17 protein-coding genes are annotated in these 24,790 nt (G+C 38.9%); 9 read left to right on the forward strand and 8 right to left on the reverse strand.

Annotated features, from left to right (window positions below; all coding sequences use genetic code 11):
• Positions 1-108 precede the first annotated feature (108 nt).
• The 6 genes from IGK77_RS11315 to IGK77_RS11340 all read left to right on the forward strand — a co-directional run bounded on the left by IGK77_RS11315 (position 109) and on the right by IGK77_RS11340 (position 4,802).
• Entirely contained in the window at positions 109-1,098 is a 990-nt protein-coding gene (locus IGK77_RS11315) for an acrylyl-CoA reductase family protein (protein WP_071867901.1), read from the forward strand.
• The gene (locus IGK77_RS11320) at positions 1,095-1,823 is read left to right on the forward strand and encodes a phosphopantothenate--cysteine ligase (RefSeq protein WP_074800224.1); all 729 of its coding nucleotides are present in this window, start codon (positions 1,095-1,097) and stop codon (positions 1,821-1,823) included. The genes IGK77_RS11315 and IGK77_RS11320 overlap by 4 nt, the downstream gene beginning before the upstream one ends.
• 13 nt (positions 1,824-1,836) lie before the next feature.
• On the forward strand, positions 1,837-2,388 hold the full coding sequence (coaC, locus tag IGK77_RS11325; RefSeq protein WP_034690286.1) for a phosphopantothenoylcysteine decarboxylase: 552 nt from the start codon (positions 1,837-1,839) through the stop codon (positions 2,386-2,388).
• Between the two features lie 16 nt (positions 2,389-2,404).
• Positions 2,405-3,019 carry an ECF transporter S component gene (locus IGK77_RS11330; RefSeq protein ID WP_074800222.1) on the forward strand — a complete coding sequence of 205 codons (615 nt, stop codon included), beginning with the start codon at positions 2,405-2,407 and terminating at the stop codon, positions 3,017-3,019.
• Between the two features lie 143 nt (positions 3,020-3,162).
• Positions 3,163-3,813, forward strand: a complete 651-nt coding sequence (locus tag IGK77_RS11335) for an NAD(P)-binding oxidoreductase (protein WP_071867904.1) — start codon at positions 3,163-3,165, stop codon at positions 3,811-3,813.
• A gap of 2 nt (positions 3,814-3,815) precedes the next feature.
• Entirely contained in the window at positions 3,816-4,802 is a 987-nt protein-coding gene (locus IGK77_RS11340; protein ID WP_074800219.1) for an NAD(P)H-quinone oxidoreductase, read from the forward strand.
• A gap of 50 nt (positions 4,803-4,852) precedes the next feature.
• Here the strand turns inward: IGK77_RS11340 and IGK77_RS11345 are convergent, their stop codons facing one another.
• The gene (locus tag IGK77_RS11345) at positions 4,853-6,364 is read right to left on the reverse strand and encodes a flavocytochrome c (RefSeq protein WP_074800216.1); all 1,512 of its coding nucleotides are present in this window, start codon (positions 6,362-6,364) and stop codon (positions 4,853-4,855) included.
• Between the two features lie 281 nt (positions 6,365-6,645).
• Between IGK77_RS11345 and IGK77_RS11350 the strand changes: the two genes are divergently transcribed.
• Complete coding sequence (locus IGK77_RS11350) at positions 6,646-7,488, forward strand: hypothetical protein (RefSeq protein WP_074800214.1); 843 nt, start codon at positions 6,646-6,648, stop codon at positions 7,486-7,488.
• 575 nt (positions 7,489-8,063) lie between these two features.
• On the opposite strand, the gene IGK77_RS11355 is transcribed toward IGK77_RS11350, so the two are convergent.
• The 4 genes from IGK77_RS11355 to IGK77_RS11370 all read right to left on the reverse strand — a co-directional run bounded on the left by IGK77_RS11355 (position 8,064) and on the right by IGK77_RS11370 (position 20,886).
• Positions 8,064-17,564 (reverse strand): QWxxN domain, encoded by a 9,501-nt coding sequence (locus IGK77_RS11355; RefSeq protein WP_438713194.1) that lies wholly within the window; start codon positions 17,562-17,564, stop codon positions 8,064-8,066.
• 825 nt (positions 17,565-18,389) lie between these two features.
• The gene (locus IGK77_RS11360; protein WP_074800208.1) at positions 18,390-18,971 is read right to left on the reverse strand and encodes a GNAT family N-acetyltransferase; all 582 of its coding nucleotides are present in this window, start codon (positions 18,969-18,971) and stop codon (positions 18,390-18,392) included.
• 18 nt (positions 18,972-18,989) lie between these two features.
• Entirely contained in the window at positions 18,990-19,895 is a 906-nt protein-coding gene (gene murB, locus IGK77_RS11365; RefSeq protein ID WP_066026226.1) for a UDP-N-acetylmuramate dehydrogenase, read from the reverse strand.
• A gap of 70 nt (positions 19,896-19,965) precedes the next feature.
• Positions 19,966-20,886 (reverse strand): Gfo/Idh/MocA family protein, encoded by a 921-nt coding sequence (locus tag IGK77_RS11370; RefSeq protein ID WP_074800205.1) that lies wholly within the window; start codon positions 20,884-20,886, stop codon positions 19,966-19,968.
• Between the two features lie 105 nt (positions 20,887-20,991).
• Here IGK77_RS11370 and IGK77_RS11375 point away from each other — a divergent pair, with 105 nt between their 5' ends.
• Complete coding sequence (locus tag IGK77_RS11375; RefSeq protein WP_023520106.1) at positions 20,992-21,744, forward strand: exodeoxyribonuclease III; 753 nt, start codon at positions 20,992-20,994, stop codon at positions 21,742-21,744.
• A 153-nt stretch (positions 21,745-21,897) separates the two neighbouring features.
• Complete coding sequence (locus IGK77_RS11380; protein WP_071867786.1) at positions 21,898-22,431, forward strand: 3'-5' exonuclease; 534 nt, start codon at positions 21,898-21,900, stop codon at positions 22,429-22,431.
• A gap of 131 nt (positions 22,432-22,562) precedes the next feature.
• Here IGK77_RS11380 and IGK77_RS11385 read toward each other — a convergent pair whose 3' ends face one another.
• The 3 genes from IGK77_RS11385 to pta form a co-directional block, all read right to left on the reverse strand.
• Entirely contained in the window at positions 22,563-23,090 is a 528-nt protein-coding gene (locus IGK77_RS11385; protein ID WP_074800203.1) for a GNAT family N-acetyltransferase, read from the reverse strand.
• Positions 23,083-23,556, reverse strand: a complete 474-nt coding sequence (gene tsaE / locus IGK77_RS11390; RefSeq protein WP_071867788.1) for a tRNA (adenosine(37)-N6)-threonylcarbamoyltransferase complex ATPase subunit type 1 TsaE — start codon at positions 23,554-23,556, stop codon at positions 23,083-23,085. The genes IGK77_RS11385 and tsaE overlap by 8 nt, the downstream gene beginning before the upstream one ends.
• A 114-nt stretch (positions 23,557-23,670) precedes the next feature.
• Entirely contained in the window at positions 23,671-24,651 is a 981-nt protein-coding gene (gene pta, locus IGK77_RS11395; protein WP_010734762.1) for a phosphate acetyltransferase, read from the reverse strand.
• Positions 24,652-24,790 lie beyond the last annotated feature (139 nt).

Genomic DNA, 24,790 nt, shown 5'->3' on the forward strand with positions numbered 1-24,790 from the left:
TCGGGTATCTCAACTTTTTTTTAGAAGAAATTAATCAGCAAACTACTAGAAAATGAAACGCTTTATGGTATGATTAAGGAAAATTTTGAAAGGAGTACCTTCTATCTAATGAATACATTCAAACAGTTTCAAGTAAACAACGAGCCTACTTTTCATACAAGCATCGTTGACAAAGAATTTCCTGAGCTGACTAATAATGAAGTTTGGGTAAAAATCGCCTACTCGGATGTCAATTATAAAGATGCGTTAGCTTGTAGTGAACATGGCCAAGTGATTCGTCACTATCCAATGACTCCCGGGATTGATTTTTCTGGTGTCGTCATGAAAAGCTTGGACAAACGATTTCAACCAGGAGATCAAGTTCTAGCAACCGGCTATGGGTTGGGTGTTAGTCAACCTGGAGGCTATAGCGATTACCAGAAAGTATCTGGGGATTGGCTCGTCCCTCTTCCAGAAACGATGAGCCTACGTCAGGCAATGGTTTTAGGCACCGCTGGTTTGACTGCTGCACTTTGCGTGAATGCTTTACTTACCCAAGGAATGAAAGCAGAGGACAAAGTGATCGTCACTGGCGCCTCGGGCGGAGTGGGTAGTGTGGCAATTGCGATGTTGCATAAAATGGGCTTTCAGCAAATCACCGCATTTTCCCGCAAAGAAGAAGCAAAAACTTGGCTACAGAAACTAGGGGCGACTCAAGTCGTTCATCCAGAAGCCTTTCTACCAGAAAAAAATAAACCCTTAGATAAACAACAAGTCGATTATGTGATCGATACTGTTGGGGGCGAACAGCTCACACGATTATTGCCTTTGATTGCTTATGATGGCGCAGCTGCTCTTTGCGGCAATGCGGGTGGCATCAAATTGACAACAACAGTGTTACCTTTTATTTTACGCAATATCCAGTTGATCGGTATCGATTCAGTCAATGTTCCTCATGAAAAACGCTTGAATATCTGGCAACAACTAGCGGACCTATCTGTAACAGATCATTTAGTCGTCAACGAGATCACCTTAGATCAATTGGAAGAAACGACCAAAAAAATCCTTGATGGGACACACCAAGGAAGAACACTTGTCACTGTAGGTGAAACAATATGAAGGTATTGATCACCGCTGGTGGCACAAGCGAACGAATCGACCAAGTCCGCTCAATTACAAATCATTCGACTGGACGATTGGGCCAAGCAATCGCAGAAGCCTTTCTGGCTCACGAGACGGTGAGAATCGACTACGTGACGACACGATCTGCTGTAAAACCTACTGCTTCTGAGCATTTGAAGATCCATCTTATCGAATCTACTCAAGATTTATTGACTACATTAGAACGATTGATGCAAGAAAATACCTATGATGCCATTATCCATAGCATGGCGGTCAGTGATTTCACACCGGCTTTCAGTCTTTCTGAACAACAGTTTGCTGAGCGCTTGAATAAAGAGGCGTTGACTCCTGGTTCACTGCCTTCATGGTTTGCAGAAACAGAACGGACCGCTAGTAAAGAAGCAAAGATTTCATCTGATACGGACTATCTATTTTTGACCTTGAAGAAAACACCGAAGATCATTCGTTCGTTACGCCAATGGCAACCAAATGCTGTTATCGTTGGTTTTAAATTATTAGTCGATGTCACGACAGACCACTTATTGGACGTAGCTAAAAAAAGTTTGATCACCAATCAAACCGATTATGTTTTGGCCAATGACTTGACTCAAGTCAGTGAAACACACCACCATGGCTATTTATTATCTAAAAATGGAGAAGTCATAGAAGCCGATACCAAGCAAGAGATTGCAAATTGTATCGTTACCGCGATTCTAAAATAAGGAGGAATTCACGATGAAAAAAATCCTATTAGGCGTATCTGGCAGTATCTCTGCTTATAAAAGTGCAGATATCACAAATCAACTAGTCAAACTCGGTTATCAAGTCGATGTCATCATGACAAAAAGTAGTACCAAATTTATTACACCTTTAACATTGCAATCCCTTTCAAAACGTGCTGTCCATACAGATGTCATGCAAGAAAACGATCCTTCAGTGATCAACCATATCGAGCTAGCCAAACAAGCAGACTTGTTTTTGATTGCACCAGCCACTGCAAATATTATCGGCAAGCTAGCGAATGGTCTAGCAGATGATCTCTTATCGACTGTTGCCATGGCATTATTACCAGAAACACCAAAATTGATTGCACCAGCGATGAATACTAATATGTACCAACATCCGATCAATCAAAGAAATTTAACAACGCTAAAAGAAATCGGTTATCAAGAGATTGAACCTAGAGAATCCCTCTTAGCTTGTGGTGATTACGGAAAAGGTGCTTTAGCGGATAACCAAATCATTATCGACCAAGTCACACTTCTGCTGAATCAGAGGTCGGTCTAGTATCTAAGGAGTTATGATGAAAAATACCAAAAACTTTACTTTAACTGCTATGTTTTTAGCAATTATGATTTTACTCGCTGTCACGCCTCTCGGATTTATTCCGATTGGGCCAATCAACGCAACAACGATGCATATCCCGGTCATCGTCGCTTCAATTATTTTAGGCCCTCGGCTGGGTGCCTTTCTCGGTGGCACATTTGGTTTGATCAGTCTGATTCGCAGTACGTTCATACCAACACCGTTATCTTTTGTTTTCTCACCGTTTATTCCGGTGATCGGCACAGATCAAGGAAGCTGGAAAGCCTTGATCGTTGCCTTAATACCTAGAATCCTGATCGGTGTTGTTCCTTATTTCGTTTATAAAGGAATACAGCGATTGACAAAAAATAAAGTAAGTCCGCTCTCATTGTTTCTCGCAGGAATTGCTGGTTCTCTGACCAATACGATTTTAGTGATGAACTTGATCTATTTTCTATTCCAACAAGATTATGCACAGGTTCTTGGGACAAATATCAATGCAGTCTATTCAGCTGTCTTAGCGGTCATCTTTACTAGTGGCGTACCAGAAGCAATCGTCGCTGGTTTAGTCACAGCTGCGGTATCTACCGTTTTACTACGAATGATTCGTTAATGATCAGATTGAAAAACCAAAAAAGAGTGATGCGGTATGCTAGCTCTTTTTTGGTTTTTTTGTTGATAAGTGTTTAGTCCTGAATTTTTTATCTTTTGGTGTTACCATGATTGATACAGATATGTAGCGAAAGGATGAAGAAAATGAATATTTTTGTAGTAGGAGCAAACGGACAAATCGGGCGTCATTTGATCCAAAAACTCGGAACAACCGAACATCAAGTTTACGCGGGTGTACGAGATGTTGCCAACCAAGCGATTTATGATGAAGAAAATATCGCCTATGTTCCCTTTGATTTAACTTGGTCTTCAGAAAAAATGGCGGAAGCCTTTCAAGAGAGTGAACTTGTCATCTTTGCTGCTGGTTCTCAAGGTAAAAATCTTTTACAAGTGGATTTAGACGGTGCAATCAAAACAATGATTGCAGCAGAGCAAGCAAATATCTCTCGTTATTTGATGATCAGTGCGGCTTTTGCGGATAACCGTGAAAAATGGCCTGAGTCAATGACTGATTATTATATTACCAAATATTATGCAGACGAATGGTTGAAAAATCAGACATCATTAGATTATGTCATACTACAACCTGTAGCTTTGACGAACGACGATGAGGTCACTTCGATCCAATTGACCAAACCAGACGAAAAACCAGCTCAATCGATTACCAGAAAAACGGTAGCAGAAGTTTTAGCAGCGTTAGTGGATCAACCAAACATCTCAAAAACAACTGTTGTTCTATCTGAAGGATCAGCTACAGTATCGGATGCCATCAAACAACTTGTTGAGGAGGCTTGATCATGCGTGGAATCTCTATGAAACATCCCGGTTCAGCAGACGTTTTGACTGAAGTGGATGTCCCTAGACCTATTCCAAAAGCTGGGGAGTTATTGTTAAAAGTCCACACCGCTGCGGTCAATCGTACGGATATCATGCGTCGCGAAAATACTGCACTTCAAGCGCCTTACCCGATCTTAGGTGTAGAGGTTGCTGGTGAAGTCATTGAAAATGCAAGTGACCGTTCTGAGTTTTCAACTGGAACGAGAGTCTATGGTTTAGTGAATTTAGGTGGCTACGCAGAATATGCCGTAATCCCAGCAGATCGAGCAATCCTCTTGCCCGATTCCCTTGACTACGTTTCAGCCGCTGGTATCGCTGAAGTTTTCTTAACTGCCTATCAAACCTTGTATTGGTTAGGAAAACTCCAAAAAAATGAGACTGTCTTGATCCATGCTGGTGCAAGTGGTGTTGGTACTGCAGCGATCCAATTAGCCAAACAGTATTCGCAAGCACACGTCATCGTTACCGCAGGTTCAGCTGAAAAGTTAGCCTTTTGCCAAGAATTAGGCGCAGATGAAATAATCAACTATAAAACGCAAGATTTCGCAGAGGAAGTAAAAAAGATGACTGAGGGGAATGGCGTTGATGTCATCTTAGATTTCGTCGGTGCCTCTTATTGGGAGAAAAATCTGTCATCGATTGCTGTAGATGGTCGCTGGGTCTTGATCGGCACACTAGGAGGCACAACAGTTGAGTCTCTTGATCTAAGAGTTTTGTTACAAAAAAGAATCCAATTGATCGGTACGCTATTGACACCAAGAAGTGACGAGTACAAAGCAAAACTGACTCAAGAGTTTATGAAAAACATCGATCCTTATTTTGAAACCGGAGCGATCCGTCCAATCATCGATCGAACCTTTCCATTATCAGAAGCAAAAGAAGCCCATGAATATATGGAAGCCAACAAAAACGTTGGAAAAATCATTTTGATGGTCAGCGAATCTTAAAAAGAGAACCTAGGGCATGCGCCTTAGGTTCTCTTTTTATATCATTTCTATTATTGTGCAGAGACAAATTTTGCTGCTTGTTGTCCTGCTTGACGTCCGAAAATAATGATTTCCGCTACAGAGTTTCCGCCGATGCGGTTTTCACCATGTAAGCCACCTGTGACTTCACCTGCTGCGTAAAGGCCAGTGATCGGTTGTCCGTCTTTATCCACAACTTCTGTGTTTGTATTGATTTTGATTCCACCCATCGTATAGTGGATACCAGGTGCGATTTTGATCGCATAGTAGTTTGGTTTAGACAGATCATGCTCCATGGCTGTCGTACGACCAAATGCTGTATCGTCTTGATTGGCAACTTCTTCGTTCCAAGTCGTAACAGTTTGTGCTAATGTTTCTGCTGGTAAGTTGATTTTCTCTGCCAATTCTTCAATTGTCTCACCTTCAGTCACATAACCTTTTTCATCATAAAACTCAATGGCTGTTGCGCGATCGCGTACCCCTTGGTCAAAAATCAAATAAGCAGATTTTTCTGGCAATGCAGTAATTGCAGCTGATACTTTGTCTCGTGTATTCATTTCATTGACGAAACGCTCGCCATCTTGATCGACTAAGATTGCTCCTTCACCACGTACCACTTCCCCGATCAAGAATCCTTCGTCTTGTTGAACCGTTGGATGGATCTGGATCTTATCCATATCGACCGTTTGACCGCCTAATTTTTCAATCATCTTGATCCCATCGCCTGTTGATCCCACTTGATTCGTCGTTACATATCCTTCCAGATCTGGACGGTAAGTTTGGATGTATTCCTCACTCGCACCGAATCCACCAGTTGTAACAACTACAGCCTTACCAGTGATTTCTTTTGGTTCTTCCCCTTGCACTTGAACTGTTACTTGGTTGACTGTATCTCCCGTTTTTTGGATATCTGTCACTTCAGTATTTACAAAAATCGGGATTTGGCGTTCGTGGACATTTCGTAATAACCCATCGACTAAATAACCACCAATCGCAGAACCATCAGAAGGGCGATGTGTTCGTCTTTCGCTCATTCCACCAGTGATCGTCAAGTTATCTAATTTAATGCCATTTTCATCTAACCACTCGATTGCAGCAGCCGAATGATCGACAAAATAGCGTAACATTTCTTTATCATTTGTGCCATTCGCCCCTGCTAATGTTTCTTCATAAAAGGCGTCGTTCGAATCAGTGATACCTTCTTCTTCTTGGAATTTTGTTTCAGATGCGTTCATTCCACTTGAAGATTTTAATGTATTTCCACCAGCAACTGGCATTTTTTCAAAAATGACTGGATTCAAGCCTGCATCTTTTGCTTCGATTGCAGCTGCCATACCAGCTCCTCCTCCACCGACGATGATCAAATCATATTCTTCTTTCATCTCAGCTGGATTTGTGTAAGTTTGAGCAGATGCTCCGGATGATACTTCTGTTGATTCTTTTGTGGAAGAGCTACTGGATGCAGATTCTTTTTCATCAGGCGTACAGGCACCTAAGGCAAAAATTGCTGTAACTGTCAGTAACCCTTTAATTGTTTTCTTCATAGTTGTCCTCCTAAAATTTAACACTTACCCCATCATAAGTGATAGCATTCACAAATTCAACCAACAATTTATATTTTCCGTACTACTGTTATCTTTCTCTTTTATAAATAACCATTAATATTCCAAAATTTTCAAGTTTTCGTTAGTAACTATCGAAAAACAGTCGAGTTTCTTGAATAAATAGTCAGGCAAAAAAAATTTGTTTTTTTGATCCAAACAGAAGATTTGGGCTTTTTTCATTAGACAAGTATAATCGATATGAAACACGAAGGAGTTCATTTATGAAATTTATTAAACATTTTTTTTCAAAAGGGAGTAAGTCCGCTGGGAAGGTCACTCATGCGATTTACATCATTTTACGTATCATTGTGGTGGTCATGCTCGTCGACCAATTGATCGACCGGAACATGGGGAATATCATGCTCTTATTATTAACTTTATTATTGTTTGAAATCCCCTATTTACTAGAAAAATTACTAAAGATCCAAATCCCTAACACACTGGAAATCATCATCTTATCCTTTATTTTCAGTGCCACTGTCTTGGGTGAATTAAGTGACTTTTATGGCTACTTTTCATTATGGGACACAGCGTTACACGCACTAAGCGGCTTCCTAGCAGGTGGTGTTGGCTTTTCTCTTGTCTACCTCTTGAACAAAAACACGAAAACAATGAATCTGACGCCATTACTAGTTGCACTAGTGTCATTTTGTTTTTCCATGACTGTCGGTGTGTTTTGGGAATTTATTGAATTCTCTGCAGATCAAGTCTTACAGATGGATATGCAAAAAGACAATTATGTTGATCAGATCAACAGTGTCAAATTAAGCGAGGATGGCAACACCGTATATAAGATCAAAGATATCCAACAAACAACTGTCACATATAAAGATGAGCATAGCAAAACCAAAGAGTATGTCATGGCAGATGGGTACTTGGACATCGGGATCTTAGATACGATGAAAGATTTATTCGTCAATTTTATCGGAGCCCTTGTCTTCAGCGTTTTCGGTTATCTTTATACACGAAACGATTATCGGAAATTTACGTTCATCCGGAACTTCATTCCTAGAAAAAAAGGTGTGACCACACGGATGGATACTGCTGGAAACAAAAAAGAGTAGCTGGAGAAAAAGTAAAATTGATTTTTGTTTTTTACCTCAAGCCCAAATAAACGGCTGAACCATAAGTGATAATATCCAGAAATAAGGTGAAATCCGCAGAAATTCTAAGAGTAATTTTTGTGGATTCCACCTTATTTTTCAAGACCAAACACTTCTGACCCACCCTTTTTTATTGTGTAGGATAAATAGCCATGATCTTATGAAGATCTGTTTTTTCTGTCTGTTGTAAACCATTCACAAAAACAATGATTGACACATTTATCTAATGAATGGCCTAAATCATTCGAACGATTAGGATAAATTGCTAAGCTTGGCAGAAATACCTGCTTGGAATCCTACTAAGATATTTTACGCTCGAAATGGATAAGTAATGAACATGAGGTTCTTTTCCGTGCAAAATTTTTTTAGTATTTCAGCAAAACGCCTTGCACTTTTTTTGAAAAAACATTAGATAAGCATTTTTTTAATTCGCTTGATACATTGTTAAGTAGACATTGTTTATTTAGCTCTCCTGCCGATTAAAAATGGCCAGACTCTCCTTCTATCCATTTTTTTCCTACTACGCAAATTACTTGTTAAAGTTGTAAAACTAATTTTGGCTGATGTTTCTTTTCTTGTCGATTGCTCCTCTCTGAATTGACCTTGACACTTTTTTCTGTACTAGTGACAACAAGATTTAGGAAACTTCGCTTCATCGACGGGGTGACTGATTCCATGCCTGTTCGTTCATTTGGAACAGTCTGATGTTTCATTTCCTGTTGATTGCTCCTCTCTGAATTGACCATGGTACTTTTTTCTGCACTACTGACAACAAGATTTAGGAAACTTCGCTTCATTGATGGGGGGGCTGATTCCATACCTGTCCGCTCATTTGAAACCGATTGCTTTACACGATTAGGCTCTTCTATAGTAGATTCAATACTTGAGAGAGCTCTCTTTGATTGCTCTTTCGTAAACAAGTCTGGTTGATCTATCTCTCTTTTCTTTCTAAGGTTTGTTAATTGATGATCGCTTACTTTAGCTGTTACATTCGCTTGACTAGGAATGGTGCTGGCGTGTTCTTGGATCAATGTCTGATTCAATTGGATATATTTGTCAAAGTAGCTATGATCTTGTACATATTCCAGTGCTAAAAACGTCGATAACAAACCGTTACCTAATGTCACATCATCGAGGCCTCTAGCAACACGAACTACACCATCGAAGTCTCTTCCCTCCGCTGCGTCTCTTAGGATCATTGCAACCATATCGGCATCCGATATTTGGACATTCACACGTAATACATTATTTTTTTTTAGCTCATTCCACACTGTCTCTTTCGTTAATCCAGGTTTATTTTGAAATTCAGCGATTTCTTCCACAAGACTTGTGAAACCTTCTGAGTTCAAAATACTCTCAAAATTATTCACATATTCATCCACCATCATTTTTCCAGTTTTTACCACACCTAGCTTCGTTGTTGCATATGCCATGAGATCTACTGTTCCTGAACTAAGATGACTCGTCTCATGAAGTAATGCTCTCACCTTGTTTACTCCTATTTCTTTCCCTTTCGCAAGACTCGGATCTAAGTGAAAAGCATCTGCGAAAATGACCATTCGACATTCTGGATCATAAGGAAACACCTCAGCCTTCGTTTCTATATATTCCTTATATAATGTACGAAATTCTTGTGAGTCCCCTTGGCGAACTAAATCAGAGGAGACGACCAAAATATTTTCATAATCCCAATCCGCTGTTTGCTGGAGGAATTGTCTTCCTTTTTGTACGACAGAGATCAATCGATTCAAACTTTCCAATAAGATTGGCTCTTGATTGGGTACGCTCTCCAGCTGAAAAAATTTCACCAGATAAGTTCCTATTTTCGACTCTGCGATTCTATCTTTTGTCAATGCTTCCGCAAACACTTCGATTGCTTTATCATAATAATCGATTGATTTATCAAAGTCTCTACGCAAGTCAATCAAAAATTTCTGAAGAAACTCAGGACTCTTACTCGCGTCAAGACCGGGATATATTCGAACGCCAATTGCCGGTTCCTTTGGCAATTCTTCAATAATCGTTTTCATAATAAGGTCTTTATTCCATTTTTGATTGTTGTAAACAACTGGTTTCGGCTCAGGAATAAAAGTAGAGATGGGATTTAGAATATTATCATTGATACGATCGATTTTCTTTTTTGTATCTGGCTTCTTATACTTAGTTTCCGCAGGTATAGTATTTCTCAATTCGTTCCAGTATTGACCTTTCTCCGGTGACTTTGGCATTTTTTTTAACGGTGGAAGTTTTTGATTGCCAAATTTTGGAAAGGTGAATTTCCCACTTCTACTTTTTAATAGATTGTCCGAAATCACCTTCTCTTCAATTGTTTCTAGCCGAAATCTTCCTGTATCCGGCGTATAAGACAAAACTGTCTTCCACTGGTTGACATCTTTTTTCAATAAGTAATACCTATTCTCTCCTTGAGGCATTAATATCAAGGGAATGTAATGATCATTAATTTTGATGTAAGATTCCCCCCACTGATTCCATCTCAGCCCTTTTTCATCTGGAGCAGAAATGAAACTTGGATCCTTTATTGAATCAAATTCATCGATTTTTTTCATCACATCCTCTGCCAATTCTTTCGGAATGGAGGGAGAAGTCGCTTCCTCAAAATACCATTTTTTCCCCTTGCAGTTCACAGGATAGATATTCTCTCCATCGATCACATCATACCGTACTTTGTGATTTTTAACTGGTCGAACCCTTACAGGAACGGTCTGCCCATTCATATCAATGAAATACTTAGTTTCTTGTCCACGACCTGGGATCGTCAATACTGTGCCACTACCATACGCACTAGGATTTAAATTTGTTGCTTCTACAAAAACCTGGTCTGGATTAATGTCTTTCGATAAACGGGTAATCAGTGCTTTTTGTTCCTGCGTAAATGACACAGGACCCGAAATCACTTCCAATTGATTCCCTCTCAAATTAAACGTATTTCCGTAGACATCCCCCGTTGTTAGATCCGTCACAATCATATATATATCATCTTTCATGTGTTTTACAGGAACTTCTAAACCAGCCTCTGGCAAACGAGCGATGCTCACGTCTTTAGGAAACACGGGAGGTTGTGTATTCAAATTTGATGCTTTTTCTAGCATTTTTTTTACGTCACTTGCAACCCAAATTTCATTTTTCAGTGCCACTAACTCTTTGAGAATAAATTTTCCGCCATCACTTATTAGTTCAACTCCTGGATCAATGTATCGTATTAGATGAACGAGCAGCAAATTGGATTCAGAAAAATTTGGAATAAACTGTCCACCTAGACGAATCGCCTGTCTAATCCCTCCGGTCGCAATTGCTTTTGCCATCCCTAAAGCAAATTTCATGTTAAGAGAAGTGACTTGTCCTAAGAAAGGAATCAACAGAAGGGCATCAAGCACGCAAGAAGGAACTGCCACGGAAGCATCTTGATTGCCAATCCCTATCACACAATCGTAAAACGGGATAATCGACTGAAGCACCTCCAACACCTGATCACTGATGGTACGATCATTTCCTGATTGATACAAATTTTGGTATAGATTATCCCGATGTTTACTAGCTAATCCCTCAATGAAAGAGTGTGTTTCTTTCCCCTGAGATAGTCTTTTATCACGATTTATAAATTTATAAAACAAAAATTCACGGTTTCCAATCTGAACGCCGTTTTCTATCTCTTTGTAACCTCCACGCAAATGCTCTTTCTGGTTAAACAACCCGTTTATGAGGTATAACATAGGCTTGTTATCTACTCGATAGAATACATAACCTCCAGATTCATCTAATTTCTTCAATCCATAGCAACGTTCTTCATTTCCTTTCACTGCCACAAACAGATCGGTGTTCTCTAATTCAAGTTCAATGATCAAGTCAGGTGGAAGACGATATCCATTGGGAATCGTTGAAACCTCCATGACATGTTTTAATTTGGCAGTTGCCTCATAGATCTGCGTTTCAGGCGAGAACATAAACTCTTGCTCTTTCTCGTTAAACTTTAACAGAGCAAACTCTATCAGTTTTTGATCGAATGGATAATAGGCGTCTGACACGGCTTTCGTCAATCGCGTATACCACTCTTCTAGATTTGGGGGCGTATAGTTACGGCATGCAGTAAGTGCTCCAGAGAGATAGTCTTGTTCTATCGCATAAGAAGTAAATAATCTTGCTCGATCTTTGTCATATTGAGCGCATAACTGTGCTACTTCTTTGGCTAAAACCTGTTTTCGACGCCAATTGATTGCTTCTTTTTGATATGTGCCATAAGCTTCATAAAGTGATTCCAAACTTTCTCTAAGAATAAAATAACTGTTTTTCCAATAATTCAAGAAAGTGTTCACAGCAACTTCTTGATAATTTCCTTCTTCCAAGGCTTTAAGTAAAAGACCTGGATTTAACTGGGCAACAGCTAACATAGCGGGCGTGACAATATAACGCAATTCATACAACCTTTTCACACCAGTTTTACTGATTTTTTCCCAATATAGACTACCAAATTTTTGAATTTCTTCTTGGGTGAACGATGTGCGAATTCCTGCATCTTCTAATAACCTCGTTCCTGTGAGCTGCATCAAGGAATTATAATTAGAGATAGGGGTCTCATCGGGTAACATACTGACATCCAGTAAATAATTAGGTAACACTTCTTTGAGAAACAGTACCCATAATTTTTTAACAACTGTGAGTTTGTCTTCAGAGATTTCCAAAACCTTAGTCTCTGCATTCAATTCGTCAATTTCAAATAACTTTCTGAGACTACCAATAGTAAATTGGGATGGATCGGGTGAATCGAGGATTTTCTTGAGCATGTATACCTCAACCGAGCTACCTAGTACATTTTCAAACACCCAATTCATAATGGTCGATCGCGCAGCTCTATCCGAAATTTTTTCTCCTTGTCCACCGCCGTAAAGTTTTAATTGGTTTAAAATCACTTTAGAGAATTTTTGTAGTTTGTCATAACTGAGAACCATCCCTGTTCCTTCTTGTGTAAACCATGTTCCCATTGCAACGAGGATGTTGGCTTGGGTTGCTTCCCCTTTTAATACCCCTTCTTGACGGAAAAACTGTGCTACTTGGGCCTTCAAATTAGGATCACGCCAATTGGGTGCTACATAATTTGGCCTTTGGTTCTCATTCATGTTGGAAGATTGCGTACTCGTTACTATTTTGGGTGTTGTTGTTGCGGGTGTTACTGATTTTGTGGAGGTTTTCTCCTCTTTTGATGGTTCAGCAGGCGTTATAGGGAGGCCACTAGCCATATCATATAACCAGTTTTTAAAGGTCACTTCTGCCTTTTCATCTGCAATCTCTGCACCGGCATTTTTTCCAAGAATAAGATTTGCCAACATTTTCACATTAGTGCTATTGATTTTCACTTCATCGTTCACTTTTATCGTTGCCCATTCTGCTGTTTTTAAAATTAGCTCATTCGGCTTAGTGATGTCCACCTTGATATCTCTCGCAGCTAAAAAATAAACGATTTTTTTCTGTATGTTCTCTTTTTGTTGCTCTGTCAGTTCAAGTATGCTCTCCTTCTGGTCCTCGATAGCAATATCTGTGATAAGAACTGCATTATTTTCACGAGTAAACGCGTCAATCTTTTCTTGCTGCACAACAGTTGTTTCAATTTCACTGATGTCGATAGCATCCCATTCCCTGCTCTCTTTATAGGTATAGTCGATTTGTACATTATTATTCTCCCATTGAAGTATAATATAGCGAGCGTCTTTTGCTGTTACCTCTTCTTCACTGCTCCCATATTCCGCTTGCATGATCCTTGCTATTTGTATTTCCCTTTCGATAATCGCTTCGTACGTAGGTCCTTCAAGAAGCCACACTTGTAATTGTCGAACTAATTCACTTGTAGTAGGATGTTTAAAAGAGATCCCACGATCCCGCAAAAATTTTTTAACAACTTCATTCACCGCAGGCGTTTTTCCTCGTTGATCGAAAATCAACTGATGATGATAGAACTTACTGATTGGCTGCGCTTTAGAAATAGTTGGCGAGCGATCATTGATGAAATCACTAAAAAGTTGCTTACTTTCTTTATTTTGTAAATTTAATCGTACGACGTTCTGATTTTCTATTTTCCCTAATTGATAATGAATCGTCTCAGGACTCACTTCCTTGAAAGTATATCCTTCCAATAAAGTATTACTCTTCCATTGATTAAAAATCTCTTGTGTTTTAATAGAGGACCAAAATTCCCCAAATCGAATGTCCGTTAGTCCATATGTTTTTGCGATAAAATATGCTAAGAACTGTTCTCTTTCAGAGGTATCATTGCTTTCACTTGTTCCCCCTTTTTCAATCCATTGAAATTGTGCTTTTTCTAACTCATTGCTCGTGGTGTCTTTGATCTCGATTCCTGCTTTAGAAAAAAACTCCTTCAATTTTTGATTCACCATGTTTGTTTCATCTCGTCTTAAAAAAAGGCCAAAATGAAAATAGAGAATTGGTAACGGTTCGGAATAATGTGTCACAGGAGGTACATTCTTGACAATATCGACAACGATTGTATGCACTAATGCTAAATCAGAATCTTCCATAGTGGACGGTATCACTTTCATCTCGCTGGTTTCTGTCACTTTTCCCTTCTCTACTGGTAGCTTTAGCTCAATAAATTGGTAATTACTTAACATATTGTTGGTTTTCCATTGGAAATAAATATTTGTTTCCTCGACAGCAGTTAGATTTTGTCTCACCATTCCATACCCCGCAAGAATGTTCGGAACAAGTTGTTTTTGCCTTTCTAAAATCTTTGAATCTACCTGCCCATCATTTATCCATTCATGTGCGGCTAGAACGATTCCCTGTGGTGATCGATCATCATTAAAAAACTGTTGACTATAGAGAAATTTCTGCACGAATTGATTGGCGTTCTTTGTTTTTTCCCGATCTTGAAACAGTTCATAGTCGTACCATAAGGGGATAAGCGGTTCTTCTATAGAAATGGGTAAAGGCAATTTCTTCATATAAGCGACATGCATGTTGTTCACCGTTGTCACGATATCCACAGGGAGTGAGCCATAGGTATTCGGCCGAACAGAAGTGATTATTCCAATTAGATCATTGTTTAAGATGTCTACTTCCTCATGTCCCTTGGCTGGAAAAAAATTGTAGTCTCTAAAAATATTATTATTTCGCCATTGCAATATGATAGCAATCGCACGAGTATCCGCTATCGTTTGACCTGTTAGTCCCGAAGAATTAAGGATGATTTCAGCAACCTGTTTGTTTCTACTTAATTCAACCTCTTTTCCGTCTCTTCTTAGAAACTCTTGTGTGGCAAGAATCAACTGAAGGGGAGATAAATTCTCACAGGGGACTTTTTGTTCACATAGAAATTTTTTGACTGCATCATTGACATTTTGCGTTAGATTGATCTTATTGAACATCTCCTGTTCATACCACATAGGTGCTAATTTCTCAGAAGTTGGTACAGGAGAAGGTTTCCCCTCTAAAAATGCAACAATTATACTATTAATTTTATTCAACCGTTCGCCAAAAGCTTTTTCATCAACTTCCGAATTTTCTTTTGTCGTAGATGCTCCTTTTTTCTTTTGGCGCTTAGCATCGTTCATTTGAGGGAGAATTGCGCCATCTCCTTTTTTTGATATTCTCGTAGGTGTAGTTGACATGGATTGACTAGTATTGAATATTGGTATTACCGTATATGCTTTTTCTAAAGATTTAAATTGATAATTTTTAAAAAGATTATTATTTCGCCATTGCATCAAAATGCTAGCTACCGTCTCATCGGTCAATTTGCGAGGAGGTAATCCTGAAACACGCAGAATAATCTCTGCAACTTGTTTTCTTTTACTTCTCTCCGTTTCCACATCATCTACTCTTTCCCAATGTTGTATTTCAAGAAGCAATTCTTGCCCAGACATAGTTGAACACCGTCGTTTTTTTTGACAGATAAAAACATTCACTGAATCGTTCACTTTGTCAATTGCATCTCGCCTTTCAAAAAGTGCACGATCATACCACAAAGGTGGTAAATTTTCTGGTATCTGCCCCTTCAACATCCCATCAAGCATTTGACCATACATATATTTCGTAAAAACCATTTGTAATTTTATTCGTGTCTCTAGAGGTATTTCTTCGGTTGATTGTAATTGTGGATCAAGCATTACTGGTGGTAACGAAGTAGTTGTTTTTAGTGGAAGGTTCGTGGCTTCATGATTGTCTTCTTCTTTTGCAGTTGATTTTGGCGGCAATGCAAACGTGTAATCTTTAAAAATATTATTGTTTCTCCATTGAATAATAATCTCTTCGCCTCTTTTGTCGGATAACCCTTGACTGGACAATCCCAGAGTCTTCAAAATCAATTGTGCAACTTGTAGTTTTCTAGCTAATTTATTGTTTTCTCCCGCTTTCCTTATCCAGTTCTTTACTGCATTAAATAATTGAAGTGTAGACAGCCCTTCACAAGGGATACTTTGCTCACATAAGAATTTCGTCAGCGCTTGATTAACTTTTGCTATTTCGCCTCGCTTTTCATAGACCTCATAATCATACCAAAACGGTTCAAGTTGGCTAGCTGTAGATTCTGGTGAGGGTGAATTATCAAGGTAAGCCATAATGATATAATTTAATTTCATTAATGTCTCCCTAGACAATACTTGATAAGACTTCATCTCTGGATCGTTAGAAACAGAATGATCGCTTTGCATTTGTCGATCAGTAGGAATGGGTTTAGCTTCGGCTGCTAAAAATTGAAGTCCTACCGTTTTCTGGACAAATCTATCTATCCTTCCTAAAAAGTCACTTGCCAACTGATGTATCTGTGTCAAAACACGCCTTTCTTCCGATTTCAATGCTGGTTGTGTTTCTGATTTTAGGTTTGATATTTTTTCCTGATAGCTATTTTCTGGTTTTTTCTGATTTACTTTCTTTATGAAAGTCTTATGTGAAAGGACATTATCATTGGGATGAGTTTTCATTGAAAGGTTCATATTCTTTTGTGTTTGAGGCTTATCTGGACCATGTTTCCCATAGTCCACAGAAAAAGTACGCAATAACAAGTCAAGAAAATGTAACATCACCGATCCACCATTTGCTCCTGCCTGTTCTTTCGTATAATTCGTATGTTCGTATTCACGGAAAAACTGAGAAAACGTCTCGCTTAATCCATCCCAAAAATGGTCTGTTTCATTGCTCATTTTATCTGTTGATTGACTTTTTTTGTCAGTTGTATTCCCATGTTGGCTCTGCTTATTTTCTAAGGAAGTTTGAAAGATCTCTCTTAGCTTTTCGAGCTTTTCATTTGCTTTAAATTGATTGGCCTCTGGAGTGGAGTTATTTGTCATACGGTGAAAAGAAAAATGTCGGTATTGACTTCTTTGCCTTGGTCTTTCTCCATTCTCTTTCTTTGCTTTTGCGACGGCTACTTTACAAACCGTTCTTAACTGTGTTTGTTCAATCTCTTCTCCCCAGAAAATCCATTTTTTCATTTGCGTGGCTCTTTTCGTGAGCGTACAATTCATCAGTTCTTCGATATCATGAGCGATTTTGTGAATAGAAAGGCTGAATTCATGAGCCACTTCCGCAATATCGGCTTTTAGTTCTAAATTTTGGTGCGGATAAAAAGGGAGGGTTTGAGTAGAAGAATTATTTGTAGTATTGACGGTCGGTTCTATCTGTGGATCAGCTAGGAAACTGGGGGGGATATTCTCTATCAAGGGTACTTGGCTTCGGTGGTGGATTAGGTTAGGATTGACGGTAGAACTTGAGTGAAAGGAATGGATCCTTGTCTGATTACCTTCACTTCTCAGATCAATACGGGTGTCTGCTTCGAAAGCTGTAGTAGGAGAACTTCTTTGATTGAGACGATCAACTGGTGGAACGATCGCACCCAAGGTCATCCATGTATACAACCATCCTACTGGGTGTCGGATTCCTTGCTCTGTTAAGGTATGTCCAGAATTTGATGCGATAAAATTTAAAACTTGTTGCGCGTGTTTTTCATTCATTTCATCATTGCGTTTGTTGTTGAACACACCGCTTTCTCTTCTAAAATCATCTTGTGGCATTTTGATCACTCCTTCGCTAAAATGAGATAGCTAGCTAACTATGTAAACGTGGTTGAGATAGAAGTATTCAACACCTAGAAATAAGCGACAAAAACAGATAATAATTCCCTATTTTTAGCTCCTTGTGGTCAATCAATTTTGCTTATAGAATAAGTATGTTTATCAACTTTAGGTGTTGCGAAATGACTACTATCAAAGCCCCGATTATTTTAGGTCATAACAAACGAAAACAATGGGTTTATCTTTCTCTATTATTCTTGACACATTCTGACTGATTACCGATTTCACCACTATGAAACACGTATCTGATTACTAAATAGGACAGATAAATCTAAGTATTACGAGTTTTTTAACGGTTTGTTTTCAAATTTTCAAGATAGATTTGACAACTCAACTTTCATTTCTTCAAGAAGTAAAAAATAAATACGGGTGATTCAACTATCTCGGATATCTAATTGACTCTTATTACTAAATCATCTGGACGTTTTGTTGTTTTTTCTATTGACCTGATTATACACACAAACCTATTTCTAAGTTGACCTATTATTTCTTGATATTTAAATAACATTGGTATATGAACTAATAACTTTAATATCTTAGTGAAGGTTTTCCCGCTTAGCGATCAACCTAATAATTCTCTAACATTGAAGCAATTTGAAGCGTTTAGAACAAAAATGAAATTCCTTTTTATTTCTATCCTTAAAATCGTGTATACGGTATTCGCAAGCCAGCTGCGTCAGAAATAAGCGGTGAAAACCAAAAATTTGAAGAACAATTTTCGGGTTTCACCGCCTATTTCTCGGAGCTGAATACTTCTGTCACCACCTATTTTTTAGGTGCTTTTTTTATTTTCGATGATAAAATATCCATCACTATTTCATAATCAGGATTTTCACTACCATCAAATTTATCAGGAATGAACGTGAAACCTAAACTTTGATAAAGTTTGATCGCTGGGTGACTCCATGTCTGTGTGTGTAAATAGATTGGGCTTTGTGTCGTTATTTGCTGAAAACAACGGAGCACTTCGATCGTCAAACTTCTGGCGATTCCTTTTCCTTGATGTTCTGGCTTGACCGCTAACCAATGAAAAAGCGGATATTCTTTCTCACGAAGCTTCCACCAAGCAGTGCATGTGGCAATGCGTTCACCTTGTTCGTTGACCACAAAATACATACGCTTTGCCAGCTCTTCTGGATAAGGGGCAAAAGTTTGGTCAAAGTAAGCCAATGCCTGCTCCACGGTGTCAAATTCACCGACTGCTGTTTCAATGATTGCCCAATCCTGCTCTGCTCCTGGTTGATACTTTTCAAAGCGATACTGCTGATTCAAGGGATAAGAAGGCAATTCTTCATTGAGTGGGCGTGTCATCCAAATCTCTGCATAGGGCAATTGCTTATCCAACATCACGCCACCTACTTTCCTTTAGCTTCTTTTTTCACCAATGATCCGTACTTCCGTCTCTAATGTAACATCAAACTTCTCTTTGATTACCTCTTGGATATGGGCAATCAACTCTGTATAATCAGTTGCTGTTGCATGGTCGATATTGACGATAAAGCCGGCATGTTTTTCCGAAATCTGTGCGCCGCCCCATTTCAAGCCTTGTAACCCTGCTTCTTGGATCAGTTGTCCTGTGAAGTGTCCTTCAGGTCGTTTGAAGACACTACCGCATGAAGGGTATTCCAATGGTTGTTTTGCTTCACGCAATTCCGTCAATTCGTCCATCCGACCTTTGATCATCTCATGATCACCAGGTGTTAATTGGAAACGAGCTTCTAAGACGATAGCATCCATCTTCTGTAATTCACTATGGCGATAAGAAAAGGCCATTTCTTCATTTGACAGGGTTTGGATCGTCCCATCACTTAATAATAAGTCGACTTCTGCAAATACGTCTTTGATCTCCCCACCGTAAGCTCCTGCATTCATGTAGACTGCACCGCCGATACTTCCAGGAATCCCACAGGCAAATTCGAATCCTGTCAAAGATTCTGCCAAGGCTGCATACGTCGTATCGATCAGTTTTGCACCTGCTTCTGCAATCACCATCGTGCCTTCAACGCTGATTTGGTTCATCTCTGTCAACATGATGACCACGCCGCGAATCCCACCATCTTGGACGATCAAGTTACTTGCATTTCCTAGTACCAACCATGGCACTTGGTTTTCTCGACAATAATCAACTAACTGTTTGACTTCTGATTTGGTTTTGGGAAAAGCTAAAACATCTACCGGTCCACCGGTTTTGGTAAATGTATAATGACTTAACGGTTCATCAAGCAACAGATTCAACTCTGGATTTTTTTTAACGATATCTTCTTTATTCACTGAGGACTTTCCTTTCTTTTCAAACGTCCCCATCATTCTATCACGCTTAAAACAATCTTGCCAGTTTTGCTCAAAGCTGATGACGGTAAATATTATTCAACATTTCCTCACAAAGCGCATGGCTGTCGTATACTCCAGCTTGTTTCAACTTTTCTTTGTTAGGTGTCGTTTCTTGCACCTCTTCAAAAAATCGTTCCACCATCGACACAAAACCACGCTTGCTCAACGTTGTTTCCCAATCACCAAATTTCTTTATTTCCACCGTATCTGGTTTACGGATGACTAATTCTGTCAGATCACTCAATTCATAGGTTCCTTGTTTGCTCGTCACTTGATAGGTTTCAGTATTCGCACCACTTCCAAGATCCATCGTCACGATTGCCATTTGGTTCGCAGTTTCAAGTTGCAACATCGCTACTTCCATAAATCCTTCCTTTTCTCGGATATGAGATGTTGTTTTGATCACTGGTTCGTCTAATAAATAAACAGCCGTGTCCACCAGATGCAAGAACAGATCGTAAATGACAAAAGCAGTCGTTTCTTTTGCCGCAATGCGATTTTTTTGTAACTGGATCAACCGTTTTTCTGGAATCGCTTTTAATTCTTCGACCATTGGAGCGAATCGTCGGTTGAAGCCCACCATTAAAATCACATGATGTTGTTCTGCCAATTCTTGTAACTCTTGGATTTCTTTTAGGTCAACACTTAAAGGCTTGTCGATATAAACATGGATATTATGTTCCAAACATTTTTTAGCTAATTGAAAATGAACGCTTGTTGCCGCATGGATCATACATGCTTCGATTTCCTCTTCAATTAAGTCATCCAGCGACTCATACAAATGAGCAAATCCATAGGTTTTCTTCAGACGATCTTTCGTTACCTGATTACGTGTCGCAAAATAAAAATCAACCATTCCTTGTTTCTCTGCATATGTGGGTAAATATGCTTTTTCGGCAATATTACCTACTCCTACTACGCCAATTTTCATGGTTTCCCTCCTGCTATCTGTTATTACTCTTATCTTACACTATTTTTAATAAAAATGAGGTACAATATAATCGCACAGACTTGATAGAAAAAGGAGCGTGTTTTTTTGAAACTGATTTCGTGGAATGTCAATGGTTTAAGAGCCATCGTCAATAAAAATTTTCTAGAAACATTTAAGGAATTTGATGCAGATTTCTTCTGTCTTCAAGAAACAAAGCTACAAGAAGGTCAAATCGACTTGGATTTACCAGGTTACCATCAATATTGGAATTATGCGGTCAAAAAAGGCTATTCAGGTACAGCGATCTTCGCCAAAGAACCTGCATTGAACGTTTCTTATGGAATGGGCATTGATGTCCATGATCAAGAAGGTCGTTTGATCACGTTAGAATATCCTGAATTTTACTTAGTCACTTGCTATACACCAAATTCACAAAATGAATTGAAACGCCTCGATTACCGTTTAGAATGGGAATCTGCTTTTTATGATTATTTAGAAGAGTTGAAAAAACAAAAACCGGTGATCGTTTGTGGGGATCTAAATGTCGCCCATGAAAACATCGATTTGAAGAATTGGAAAACGAATCAAAAAAGTGCCGGTTTCTCAATCGAAGAACGAAACGCATTGTCTCATTTACTTGATAATGGTTTTGTAGATACTTTCCGTTACTTCTATCCAGAGTTAGAAGGCGTCTATTCTTGGTGGAGTTATCGTTTCAATGCTCGAAAAAACAATGCAGGTTGGCGTATCGATTACTTCTTGACGAGTGAAGATTTGACACCTCGTTTGGTTGATGCAAAAATCCATACATCGATTCTAGGTAGTGACCACTGCCCTGTCGAATTAATTATCGAATAGCAAGGATAGCAACGGAAGAAATTGGGTTGTCCCGATTTTCTTCCATTGATCCTTCACTGACACCATATTTACTTGATACATAGTCTGAAAAAGCTATTTCTTTTCATACAAATCTATGTTATGGTTTATTTTTTAAAGGAGGCTTATTTGAAAATGAATTTTATCGCGATGGACTTTGAAACTGCGAACCACCAATCTCATAGTGCGTGTTCCTTAGCCCTTGTCAAAGTGGAGAACAGTCAGATTGTCGATGAATTTTATACCTTGATCCAACCGGAAACGCCATTTTTCTGGCGTAACATCCAGATCCATGGCATTCGACCCGAAGATGTCCAACAGGCACCTAAATTTCCAGATGTTTGGCAGAAAATCGAAAAGTATTTCCAAAAAAACCGATTAGTCGTTGCGCATAACGCCGCATTTGATACAAAAGTATTGGCTGGTTGTTTAGATTATTATCAGTTGCCTCAACCGAACTATCTCTCATTGTGTACCGTCAAAACAAGTCGCCGCTTGTTTCCGGAGATGCCAAATCATCGCTTGAATACAGTTTGTGAAAATTTGGATATCACGTTGAAAAATCACCATGATGCGTTAGAAGATAGTCGAGCATGCGCGGAAATCTTGTTATATCAGGAAAAATTTTTTGGGACAGACCCATTGAAAAAATTAGTCACAGTGAAATAGTTCAATTAGCTAAACTAAGCTAATTCTTTCATTTCTATTTGTTGTTTCCCTCGTACGAAAGAATCAACGATGACGATAAATAAAGAACCTGAAAAGTGGTCAACTACTTTTCAGGTTCTTTGTTTTTGAAATCAGTTTATTTCATGCTCAATCGTTCGTTTCATCTTGATTATCGCCAATGATTGACCTTGTCTTCTCGAAGAGTCAACACTTTGGGTTTCCTCTTGAAACCCCATTTTTTGATAAAGATGGACGGCTCGTTGATTGCCCGCCAATACATCAAGAACCAACGTACTAAATCGCATATTTTCTGTAGCCCAAATAATTGCCTCTTCTAAAAGAATCGTGCCTAACCCCATCCCCCAATATTCTTTCAAGATACTGATCCCTATTTCGCCATGTCGGGGCAAACCAGGTTTGGGAGCAACAGAAACAACACCTACCACCTGTTTTTTGACACAGGCTAAAAATAATAAGTGTTCTGCACTTTCTTTTATTCGAGACAATTCAGTTGCAAGTACCTCTTTACTTTTATTAAGTGAACGCTCCTCAACAACAAAATAATCCGTTTCTTGTCTCGCTTGGCGTAGCATCACTAACAATCCTTGAGCATCTGATTTCTCCGCTTCTTTTAACGTCAGTTCAACATCATTAGCCATGAGAATCCGCCCATGCTTCATAGATACGTTTTTCAAACTCTTGACTATTCGGCCCGTATGATTGGAATTTCACATACCTTTTTTCTGATTCTGTATCACTTTTTTCAATAATCAGTTCCAAATAATCTTCAGGTAAAGCATCTTCTAATAGATTTCCCCACTCAATGACTGAAAGTCCATCACCTTCAAAATATTCATCTAATCCCAAATCAGCACCGCTAGCAGCGACACGATAGATATCCATATGGTACAAAGGCATTTTTCCTTGTGTATATTCACGAATGATCGTATAGGTCGGACTCTTGATCATTTGATCGATGCCTAATCCTTTTGCAATTCCTTTTGTCAAAGTCGTTTTACCAGCACCTAGATCACCAGTCAACACTAGATTATCTCCCGGATGAGCGACTTTTCCAATGATTTCTGCTAATTGGTCTGTCATCGCCACACTTGTTAATTCAATCATCATCATTTCTCCTCATTCTTTTTTGTCAGTATAACGTGTAATCCAACAAAAAAAAAGAAAAGAGTCAGGAATCCTCAGCTCCCTAGCCCTTTTCTTTTTAGATCTACTGTTCGATTAATCTAATAATGTTTGTGCACCTGTAATGATCGCTAATTTGTAGACATCTTCTTCATTAGCACCACGAGAAAGGTCACTTACTGGTTTGTTCAATCCTTGTAAGATTGGTCCGATTGCTTCAAAGTTACCAAAACGTTGAGCGATCTTGTAGCCAATGTTTCCTGATTGTAATTCAGGGAAAACAAAGACTGTTGCTTGACCTGCCACTTTAGAATCAGGGGCTTTCAATTGTGCGACTGCTGGAACATAAGAAGCATCAAATTGTAATTCGCCATCGATCGTATATTGAGGCGCTAATTCTTTCGCGATTCTTGTTGCTTCAACTACTTTGTCTACTTCAGGAGCTGCTGCAGAACCTTTTGTCGAAAAGCTCATCAATGCGATTTTTGGATCGATATCGAATAGTTCAGCTGTTTTTGCTGATTCCACAGCAATTTCAGCTAATTCTTGTGCGTTTGGATTCACGTTGATCGCACAGTCAGAAAAGACATATTTTTCTTGATCTCTACCGCGAACCATGATCATAGCACCACTTGTACGACTTACACCTGGTTTTGTTTTGATGATTTGTAGTGCTGGACGTACTGTATCTCCGGTTGAATGGATCGCTCCAGAAACCATACCATCAGCAATGCCCATATATGTAAGCATTGTTCCAAAGTAATTGACATCTTTTAAGATTTTTTCTGCTTGTTCTTTTGTTGCTTTTCCATTACGGCGTTCAACAAAAGCTTCGACCATTTCATCCCATTTTTCATAATCATTTGGATTGATGATCGTGAAGTTAGATGTTTGGATACCACGTGCATTCGCTGCTGCTTCAATTTCTTCTTTGCTACCGATCAAAATCGGTTCAACTAATTCTTCTGCTTTTAAACGTGCTGCTGCTCCTAAAATTCTTGCATCCGTTGCTTCTGGAAACACGATTTTGATGCCGCGACGTACAATTTTAAATCTTAAACTATCAAACAATTCCACAAGATGACCCCCAGTTATTTTTATTAACTACCATGATACACTATTATCAAAAAAAAGAACAGTTTTAAATTTCTGTATCAGTCAGATTATGGATAATAATTAAGTTTTTCACATAATTTGGCAAAACTGCACTATAACA

Source organism: Enterococcus sp. DIV0806c (assembly GCF_051710905.1).
In the GTDB taxonomy this organism is placed as follows: domain Bacteria; phylum Bacillota; class Bacilli; order Lactobacillales; family Enterococcaceae; genus Enterococcus_B; species Enterococcus_B mundtii.